9 protein-coding genes are annotated in these 9,565 nt (G+C 50.8%); all 9 read left to right on the forward strand.

From position 1 onward, the window contains the following. Positions 1–3: 3 nt before the first annotated feature. The gene (locus B5D50_RS10915) at positions 4–495 is read left to right on the forward strand and encodes a phage major tail tube protein (RefSeq protein ID WP_078922681.1); all 492 of its coding nucleotides are present in this window, start codon (positions 4–6) and stop codon (positions 493–495) included. Positions 496–619: 124 nt separating this feature from the next. Then, positions 620–1,189 carry a phage tail assembly protein gene (locus B5D50_RS10920; RefSeq protein WP_078922682.1) on the forward strand — a complete coding sequence of 190 codons (570 nt, stop codon included), beginning with the start codon at positions 620–622 and terminating at the stop codon, positions 1,187–1,189. Then, positions 1,158–1,307 carry a hypothetical protein gene (locus B5D50_RS20350; protein WP_159448620.1) on the forward strand — a complete coding sequence of 50 codons (150 nt, stop codon included), beginning with the start codon at positions 1,158–1,160 and terminating at the stop codon, positions 1,305–1,307. Before B5D50_RS10920 ends, B5D50_RS20350 begins: the two co-directional genes overlap by 32 nt. Before the next feature lie 26 nt (positions 1,308–1,333). Next, on the forward strand, positions 1,334–6,616 hold the full coding sequence (locus B5D50_RS10925; RefSeq protein ID WP_078922683.1) for a phage tail tape measure C-terminal domain-containing protein: 5,283 nt from the start codon (positions 1,334–1,336) through the stop codon (positions 6,614–6,616). Beyond that, entirely contained in the window at positions 6,613–7,008 is a 396-nt protein-coding gene (locus tag B5D50_RS10930; protein ID WP_078922684.1) for a phage tail protein, read from the forward strand. Before B5D50_RS10925 ends, B5D50_RS10930 begins: the two co-directional genes overlap by 4 nt. Continuing rightward, a complete protein-coding gene (locus tag B5D50_RS10935) occupies positions 7,008–7,217 on the forward strand; it encodes a tail protein X (RefSeq protein ID WP_078922685.1) in 210 nt (69 codons plus the stop codon). Before B5D50_RS10930 ends, B5D50_RS10935 begins: the two co-directional genes overlap by 1 nt. Positions 7,218–7,220: 3 nt before the next feature. Beyond that, positions 7,221–8,198, forward strand: a complete 978-nt coding sequence (locus B5D50_RS10940) for a contractile injection system protein, VgrG/Pvc8 family (RefSeq protein WP_078922686.1) — start codon at positions 7,221–7,223, stop codon at positions 8,196–8,198. A 171-nt stretch (positions 8,199–8,369) separates the two neighbouring features. Further along, the gene (locus B5D50_RS10945) at positions 8,370–9,155 is read left to right on the forward strand and encodes a DNA adenine methylase (RefSeq protein ID WP_078922687.1); all 786 of its coding nucleotides are present in this window, start codon (positions 8,370–8,372) and stop codon (positions 9,153–9,155) included. A 145-nt stretch (positions 9,156–9,300) separates the two neighbouring features. Further along, the coding region (locus B5D50_RS10950; RefSeq protein ID WP_143594339.1) for a helix-turn-helix domain-containing protein at positions 9,301–9,565 on the forward strand (265 nt) is incomplete at its 3' end.

A 9,565-nucleotide genomic window follows, 5' to 3' on the forward strand; every position in this document is an offset into this window, starting at 1 on the left:
AAAATGGCAGTACAAATCCCAGAAATTTTACAAAACATGAAGCTGTACGAAAACGGTACAGAATTTATTGGATTGGTCGATATTGGCTTACCGCAGCTCAAGCGCAAAACCGAAACGAAGCAGTATGCGGGTATGGGCGCACCGGCCAAATTCCCCACCGGCAGTTTAGATGCGCCGCTCGACATCACCATTAGCGCCGCCGAACTACGCACTTCGGTGCTCGCGGGTTTTACCAAGCAGTGCGACGGTTTTCGCACGCTTAATCTGCGCCAGATTTATAAAAACATGGCGAACTGCGCAAGCGGCAAGCACAACATTGTCGCCGTGGGCTTCTTTGAGCAAGTCGATTTAGGCTCAGTGAAAATGGGTGAGGATACACAGCGCAAATATACCTTCACTTGCCACAAATTCCGCTATGAGATCAATGGCGTGGTGGTGTTTGAGCACAATGTGATGGATGTGCAAGACGACAGTGACCGCCAATTCTTAGGCTAAGTTTGCAACCGGCGGCACAGCGTATGCCGCCCACTTTGAAGTTCGGCTCATCTAAAGGTGAGCCGCTTTTTCCGAATTTATTCCCGTCGTGAGGACGGTTCAATCTTTATAAATGGAGGCGTTTATGCCAGCTACTGATGCATCTTTATTCCCTGACGTTGTTGTTGATTTTGCTGATGCGAAGGCTAAGCAGGATAAGAAGCGCTATCGTTTAGAGTTTCCGATTGCCAGCGAAAACGGCGAAATCACTGAGTTGTGGATGCGGCGTCCTCTGCTGAAAGATAAACAGGTGGCAGAGTGGCAGTCAGAGGACAGTAATCAATACGAAATGACGACCCGCATGTTCGCTAGTGTGCTCGAACAACCGCTTGCCGTCATCGAAGAGTTGGACGAAGAACTTGACTTGATGGAGTTATTGAAGGTCTTTAAGAGCTTCAAAGATAAGCCAAAAATCGAGGGCGAAACGTTAACACTCAAATTTCCACTCACTATCAACGGCAAAATCGTGGAGAAAATCACGCTGCGTCGCCCAAAAACTAAAGACTCTCTAAATTTCAAAGAAGAAAAGTTAGGCGAAAAAATCGCACGCTTGGCAGGCTATCGATTGGAGGATTTGTGGGAGATGGATCTACAAACGGATTGGCTAGGGTTAGATGCTATCTATGGCTCTTTTCGCAAACGTAAGCAACGTTGATACTGCTGATTTACGGCGGCTCTGCGTGGTATTGGCCTCGTTTACAGGTTGGAGTCTAGCCGAAATTGGTGACATGGAAATCCCCGAACTGTTGGAGTGGGTGGATGCCACGCAATAAGCAGTGGTACTGTCGGGAGACAGCAAATGTCTGGAAATAGCCTCATTATCGAAATAGGCGCACGCCTTGATTCGGCGTTTACGTCAGCGTTTACCTCCGCTCAAACAAAAATCACAGCGCTGGGGCAGGAGTTGGCGGAGCTGAAGCGCAAGCAGAAGCTGGTTGAAAATTTTGAGATGCGGACGCAGCAGGTTGACACAGCACGCCAAAAATTGGAGGAGGCTCGTGCAAAAGTCGACCAGTTGCGCCAAGCGTTTGCCAATGACCCTACGTCAGGCGCTGCTAGTCGATTGGCGGCGGCTGAGCGCAGCGCCGAACGATTGACGCAGGCATTCCAGCGCACCGAAGAAAGGCTAGCCGATACGCGCACGCAAATGGAGGCTGTTGGACTCAGCACTAGCAATACGACCGAGCAATTAGAAGATTTAGCTCGGCAAGCAGAGCGCACTGAGCACGCTATTGAAGCGCAAAATCGGCGCATGGAGTTGGGCAGTGCGATTGCACAGCGAGCAGGCTCACTCTATGAGGGTTTAAAAACAGGGATGGCGGCGGCGGCGGCAGTCGTTGTCGGTGCAGGTGGGGCGATAGCGGGAGCTACATCGGAGCTGATGTCCATGCACAAAGAGTTGGAGTCAGCAGAGCGGCAGCTAGGAATGTCATCACAGACTCTGCAAGTCTGGGGTGAAGGCGCCGCCCGTGTGGGGATCGACGCTGAAAAAATGCGCGACATATTCAAAGACGTATCGGACAAATTGGGGGATTTAGCAACGACAGGCGGTGGTGAAGCCGTGGATATTGTTGAGCGCCTCGGACTGAATGTCAACGAGCTGATCAATATGCAGCCCGATCAGGCGCTACTCCGAATTGGCAAAGCGATGACAGAGGTTAGTAATGTCAGTCAGCATGATAAAATCTTCTTGCTCGAATCCATTGCTGATGACGCCTCCGCGTTGTTACCCCTTCTTGAAGATAACGGCAAATTATTGCGCGAACTGGAGGTGGTTGCACAAAAACGCGGAATCATCATCACGCCAGAAGAAGAACGCATCTTAGGCGAGGCTAATGCGAAATTAGTTGATATGAAATCCGCCATTAGCGGTCTGTCACAAGAGGCAGGTTTGATGGGCGCAGAGATGTTTTCTGCGTTTGGCCCATTGGTGACGTCAGGTATAGACAATGTAACCGCGTGGTTGAGAGAGGCACGCGGAGACATGCGACTGCTGGTCGATGTGTGGTCTGATAGCACAGGCGGTATATTAGCCGAGTCGACTCGATTGACAGGGGTCGGTACCGTTTTGGGCGGCATCGTGAACGAGGGGCGGGTGCTGTTTACGTATTTGCCGGTCGGTGCCAATGCAGCATTTACAGCAGCGCAGGCTTACGGAGAAATGTTTGGGCATGGTGCAGCGGCGCTTTTTTATTTGGTCAAAAGCGCCGCTGCCTCTGCTTTTGCTGCTGTACTGGATATTGCTGGCGGCGTCTTCGGTGGTATCGCTTCGATGGCTGGAAAAGCTGTTGGATTCGTGCTTGACCGTTTCGCCAATATGGTTAGTGGCTTGTCTAGCTTGGGTGGGTTTTTCTCTAAAATCCCAGGCTTAGAAAGCTTTGGCGCTGCAATCGGTAGCGCCGAGGGTAATATTAAGGCTATGGCTAACACGGCTCGCGCCTCTGGCGATGTCGTTGGGCAGTCATTTGCAGCACAATCGGCTAGTTTTCGGGCGACGGCTGCTGAAAGTGCGGCAACCGCACAGGCACACATGGCAGCGGCCTCCGGTGCGAAAATGGCAGCGGCAGCGGCTATTGATAACGCTAAAGCTTATATTGATCGCAAAGAAACCCAGCGGGCTGTCAATAAAGAAATCGAAAGTGAAGTCGAGAAAACCAGTGCGCTTAAATCTGTATTAGATCAAGCCAAAGATAGCAATCAGAAATACACCTCCACTGCTAAAGAAAAAGAAGGGGCTGATAAAAAAGCCAAAGGTGCTGCAGATGAACATGCCAAAGCGGCCAAAGATTTAGCCAGTGAAATCAACAAAAACAAGGAAGAACTGCAGAAAGCCCGCGAAGAGGTTGCTCTTTTAACTATCCACCATCAGCAGGGCCAAGAAGCCATGCTGCAGAAGAAATTTGCGGTCACCGGCTTAACAGCCTCTGAGGTGGCTGAGCGGGTTGCTTTAGAACAAACCAAAGAAACGCTCACTGATCTCATTCAAAAGCGCGAGCAAGCTACTAAAGCAATACAAACAGCCAAAGATGAGCTGCGCTTAGCGACTGTTGAGCGTGATCATGGTAAGGAGGCGATGCTCAGGGAAAAGTATGAGCTGGAAGGCCTTACTAAAGCACAAGCAGCTGAGCGCGTCTCGTTGGAGCACAGCAAATCCAAAATTGAAGATGAGGTTAAAGCGCGTGAAAAAGCCACTGAAACCTTAAAAACAGCTCGTAATGAATTGCGCCTGGCCACGATTGAACGTGACCAAGGCAAAGCCGCCATGCTCAGGGAAAAGTATGAGCTGGAAGGCCTCACTAAAGCACAAGCGGCTGAGCGTGCCTCCTTGGAGCAAAGCAAATCCAAAATTGATGATGAGGTCAAAGCGCGTGAAAAAGCCACTGAAACCTTAAAAACGGCTCGTGATGAATTGCGCTTAGCCACCGTTGAACGTGATCTAGGTAAAGCCGCGATGCTCAGGGAAAAATATGAGCTAGAAGGCTTGAACAAAGTACAAGCGGCTGAGCGTGTTTCCTTAGAACAAAGTAAAACTAAGATTGAAAACGAAATCAAAGCCCGCGAAGAGGCTACCAAGTCGATTAAAAAGCTGTCGGAAGAACTGGCTTATGAGCAAACTAAGCTGACTCAAGGCGCTGCAGCGGCTGAGCTATATAAGCTACAAACCGAAGGCTATACCAAAGCCTTGGCACTGACCGCGCTGGAGCACCAGAAAAACACCGAGTTGGTGCAGCGCCAAGGGGCGTTGAATAAAAACCTTGGCACGCATTTAACCGATAGCATTATGAGCGCGGTAGAGAGTGGGAAGTTCTCTTTCAAAAGTCTTGCAGATTCCATCAAGGCCGAATTCGCCAATATGATTTTACGACCCGTCATCCAAGCGGTGATGAGTCCGGTCGGGAATATGCTGGGCAATATCATGGGGAGTGTGGGCAACTCAATTACCAGCAGTTTAGGTTTGGGAAACATTTTAGGAGGAGGCAAAGCGGGTGGTGGGCTGTTGTCTGGATTGGGTGGGTTAAGTTCCACGCTAAGCAGTGGTCTATCAGGCATTATGGGCAGTATAGGTTCATTTGTGAGTGCAATCCCCGGTTGGGGCTGGGCGTTAGCGGGAGTTGCTGGGCTGGCAAAACTATTCGGTGGTCCCAGTGATCCTAAACTGCGGTTTACGCAAGGTTCGACCGATGGGCAAGCTATGCTAGCGCAAGGTGGGCATGCGGGTAACGCACATAACTACAAAACGGCCTTCGGTACAGTTGGCGCAACTGCTGCGTCGGATAAAATCGGTCGGGAAAAAGATTTTGTCCCGAAATTCCACGCGATGATGCAGCAGATGCAAACGCTGGATCAGATGATCGCCGACACCTTGCCTCAGCATGTGGGTAAATTTACAGCTGCGCTGAAGGGGATGGAAACCTCCGGTTTCTCCACTGCCGACATGCTCAAACAGCGCTATCAAACGGTATTTACTGCTCTACCCGAAGAGCTACAAAAGGCAATGGCGAGCGGTCGGGACATGACCAAGCTCACGGCGGAGGAGATCATTGCTGAGTTTGCTAAGCTGTCTGAAGTTGCAAAATCAGGACTGGCTGCGAGCCTTCAGAGCTTGGGGCTGAATCTGGGCAAAACACAGGATTCAGCTTTAGCGGCTGCAATGGGCTTGACGAATCTCATGGGTGGGATTGATAAGGTTAAAGCCGCGAATGACTTTTTCTATACTGAATTTTTTAGTGAGGAAGAGCGTAAAGCGGCGGCGTTGAAGCAGTCATCCAGTGCTGTCCGTGATTTTAATAAAGAGCTGGGTCTGAGCGGCACAGCGGCGATTAATACGCATGCTGAGTTTAAAAAGTATGTCCTGGGACTCGACTTGACCACCGAAGCGGGGCGCAAAGCCTATGCCTCTGCGATGGCGGTTGCTGGCTCGTTGGATGCGGTCGCGGATGCGGGCAAAGCTGCCGCCGCACAGCACGCAGAAGTAGTGGATTTAACCCGTAAACTGGGGATTGACTTTGGAGGCATGGGGCCGAAAGCGCAGGCAGCCTCGTCCGCGTTGGTCTCGCTCATGGGCGGGATGGACAAGCTCACCCAGTCTGCAAATTTTTATTATGATCAATTTTATTCGGACAAGGAAAAAGAACAGCTGGCGTTATCACAAGCAGCTGTTGATGTGCGCAAGTTCAATCAAAGTTTGAATTTATCAGGGTCAGCGTCGATTGATACTGTGTCAGAGTTTAGAAAATATGTGGATAGCCTTGATCTGCAAACGGAAGAAGGCCGCAAAGCTTATGCCGCCGCGATGAATGTGGCTAGATCAATGGATGCGGTGGCGGACTCTGGGAAAACGGTCAATAAGTTAATGGGCGAGTTGCCCAAAGACATGATCAAAATGTTCCAAGGGGTGAAAAAACCCTTGGATGATGCAGGTACGGCGGTTGATAAAAACTCGAAATTGGCGGCTGCCGCAATGGAGGGCTTGAGCACTAAGTCGAAACTGGTCAGTGATAATGTGACAATTGCAAACACTCAATTAGGTACCATGAAAACGGCAGTGGTAGCCTTGGCTGATGTATTGGTCAAGAAAGCAGGGGAAATTTCTGCGGCAGCGGCTAAAACAACAACCACTACAACTACTAGCACCACCTCTACCAGTACTACTAGCGCCGACGGATCACACGCCATCGGCCTTCGCAATGTCCCATTTGATGGCTACCGCGCGATTTTACACAAAGATGAGGCGGTGATCCCTGCGCGGGATGCGGCGATTCTGCGCATGGGCATGCCAGTGATGATGGATGCTCAAACTAATATTCTGTCCCTAAGTGCTGCGAATGATGAGCAGCCGGTGAGTTTACCCGCTGGCGTGACCGCTTTGCCGCAGCGGGTCTCTAGCGCTTTGAGTCGGGCTAATAGTCAAACTCAGGTCGATGTGACTGTGCCCAACTCTGCGCCGATTAATATCACGATCAATGCCGCAGTGGGGCAGGATGCGGCGCAAATTGCCGCTGAAGTTGAGCGCGTGCTGAAACGGGTACAACAGCAGCACGCACGGCAATTGCGGGCGCAACACTTGGACGGGGTGGCATGATGCAGGTGGCGTTTGGCAATCAGTTTATTTTTGATGTATCGACGCTGCTGTTTGATCAGGTGCAACGCTCCAGCCAGCAGCGCTGGGCAAAGCAAGAACGACTGGGGCAACGGCCAGCCCTGCAAAATGTGGGGCCGGATACGGATACCGTTTCACTCCCCGGTGTGCTGTTTAGTTGTTGGATCGGTAATCACAATGCGATGACGACGCTGTATCGGCTCAAAGAAGAAGGCGTGCCACAGGCGCTGTGGACGGTACGCAATGGGATTGGAGTGCCCTATTTGCCGGGGCGTTGGGTCATTGAAGGCATTAGTGAGACGTATAGCGATTTGAGCGGATCAGGGAAGCCGGGCAAGGTGGAATGGACGCTCAATCTGTTGAGGTATGACTAATGCGGACATATACGACCCAAGACGGCGATGTATTAGATGCACTTTGTTATGCGGAGTATGGGGCTGAGCATGGGACAACCGAGGCAGTGCTGGCGGTTAATCCAATATTGGCACAGCATCCGGCGGTCTTGCCTGCGGGGGTGGTGATTCTATTGCCCGATTTGCAGTCGAGTTCGCCCGTCAAAACGCAAGTACAGCTCTGGGATTGATTTATGCAGCCGATTTTTAAAGTTGAAGCGGATGGAGTGGATGTCACGACAAGATTTAAGCCGTATCTGGTTGAGCTGAGTGTGCGCGATAGCAGCGGGTTTGATTCGGACACGCTCGACATCCGCTTGAGCAATGTCGGCGGCATCATTGCCCCGATTCGGCGTGGAGTCGTGTTAAAGGTTTGGCTAGGGCAACGAGTCGCGGGTGCTGAAACGCTGTATTTTAAGGGGTCGTATTACGTCGACGAATGCAGTGAGTCAGGCGCACCGGACGAGCTGACGATACATGCCAAGTCGGCCGACATGATGGGCGAAGGCAAGGTTTTACGCACACAGGTTTATCAGAGCACGACTTTAGGCGAAGTGCTGGAGGCCGTAGCGGGACGGAATGGTTGGCAAGTAGCGGTCGGTGCTGCGTATCGAAGCATCGTTATTGGCTGGCTCTTGCAGCAAGATGAGTCGGATTTGGCGTTTATTACCCGACTGGGTAGCAGTTATGGCGCAGTAGCGACGGTCAAGGATAGTCGATTAGTGTTTGTGAGCCAAGGCTCGTTGAACTCACAATCGGGGCAAAGCATGCCGCAGATTACGGTGAATTATGGCGATTGCAGCCAGTGGAGCTATCAAGAGCTGGGGCGGGGTGAATATGCAGGTGCCACCGCCAATTGGCGCGATGACGAAGGCAATGCTGGCACAGTGGCGCGGGGGAGTAGTCCGGTCTGGGTGGTGCGTGAGCTGTTTGATTCGGCTGAGCGTGCCACCGAAGCAGCCGATGAAGAGCTGCGGCGCTTGGCGGGTGGGAGCAATACCTTATCGCTGACGCTGGCTAGTGCGAATCCAGCCTTGATGGCGGAAGCTGAAATCATTGCGCGTGGTTTTAGAACTCATATTGATGGTCAGCGGTGGGTGGCTAAGGATTGTACGCTGACGCTTGGAGTCTCTGGGTTTAGTGGCTCGGTGGAGTGTGAGCGGTATGTGTAAATATTAATTAAAAATGAGAGCGGCGAGTCGGTGCAGCTAACACTGACCCGTCATCTTTGCGACAGACATAAGCTGTCAGCATCAACCAAGGCTCTCACTACCCGATCAGGTAATGAGAGCATAACAACAACTTAAACGCCCGTGCGTGAGCACCGGCTATAAGGTAACTATATGCTGACCAAAGAAAGAATAAAGTCCCCGCTGTCCGGCTGGGTCGGTGGAAAGTTTCATCTCGCAAAAACTATTGTCCCACTCATCCCACCCCACGCTTGTTACGTCGAAGCATTTGCAGGTGGTGCTTGGATCACGTTTCGCAAAGCGCCGTCGGATGCGGAGGTGCTCAATGATATTAATCGTGATGTCATCACGCTCTATCGCGTCATCCAAAAGCACTTGCCCGAATTTATACGCTATATGCAGTGGGCGCTGGTGAGTCGGGATGAGTTTTTGCGGCTGCAACAGGTTGATCCTGAGACGCTCACGGATATAGAGCGGGCGTGTCGGTTCTTCTATCTGCAAAAATTGGCGTTTTCGGGGAAGATTGCGAACAAGCCGACGTTTGGGATTAGTGCCTATCGTCCACCACGCCTTAATTTAAGTCGGCTGGAGGCGGATTTGTGGGATGCGCATCAGCGTTTGGCGCGTGTGACCTTGGAGTGCCTGCCCTACTCTGACGTTATTCAGCGTTATGACCGTGCCGAAACTTTTTTTTATTGTGATCCGCCCTATTTCGGCTGCGAAGATTATTATGGAAAAGCTATTTTCAATCGTGATGATTTTCAAAAACTGCATGATGTGCTAGCTGTGATTAAAGGTAAGTGGCTGGTGTCGATTAATGACGTTCCAGAAATTATAGAGATATTTAAAAACTTTAATATAAATAAGGCCGAAACCGTTTATTCAATTCAGAAAGGCGGCATGAGTAAAGTTTCGGAATTATTGATTAGTAATTATTAGTTTTTCCGGTTGTTGTTTTTATAAGGCACTGTTTCTGAAGTGCTTTTTTATTTAAAAGCCTCTGAATCTGCTGGACTGTGTGCGCCCAACGAGCGATAGTGTAGACCTCTTGCGAAAGTAGTCATTTTCGCCTATAAAGTTAAGAATGAACTACCTAACCCTGAAAACTCTACCCCCCTCGGCGTTCAAACGCGGAGTAGGAATCCCCCTGCCACTCTTTCACGAACTGCTTGAAGTGCTCAAAGCAGGCGAGTTGACGAAGAAGAAGTCGGGTCGCCCCAGCCCGTTAAGCCTAGAGGATCAACTATTATTGACCCTAGGTTACTGGCGAGAGTACCGCACGTTGTTCCACTTAGGTTTGAGCTATCAGGTCCATGAATCGACTGCCCAGCGCATCGTGAAGCGGGTTG

This window comes from Thiothrix eikelboomii (assembly GCF_900167255.1).
Lineage (GTDB): Bacteria > Pseudomonadota > Gammaproteobacteria > Thiotrichales > Thiotrichaceae > Thiolinea > Thiolinea eikelboomii.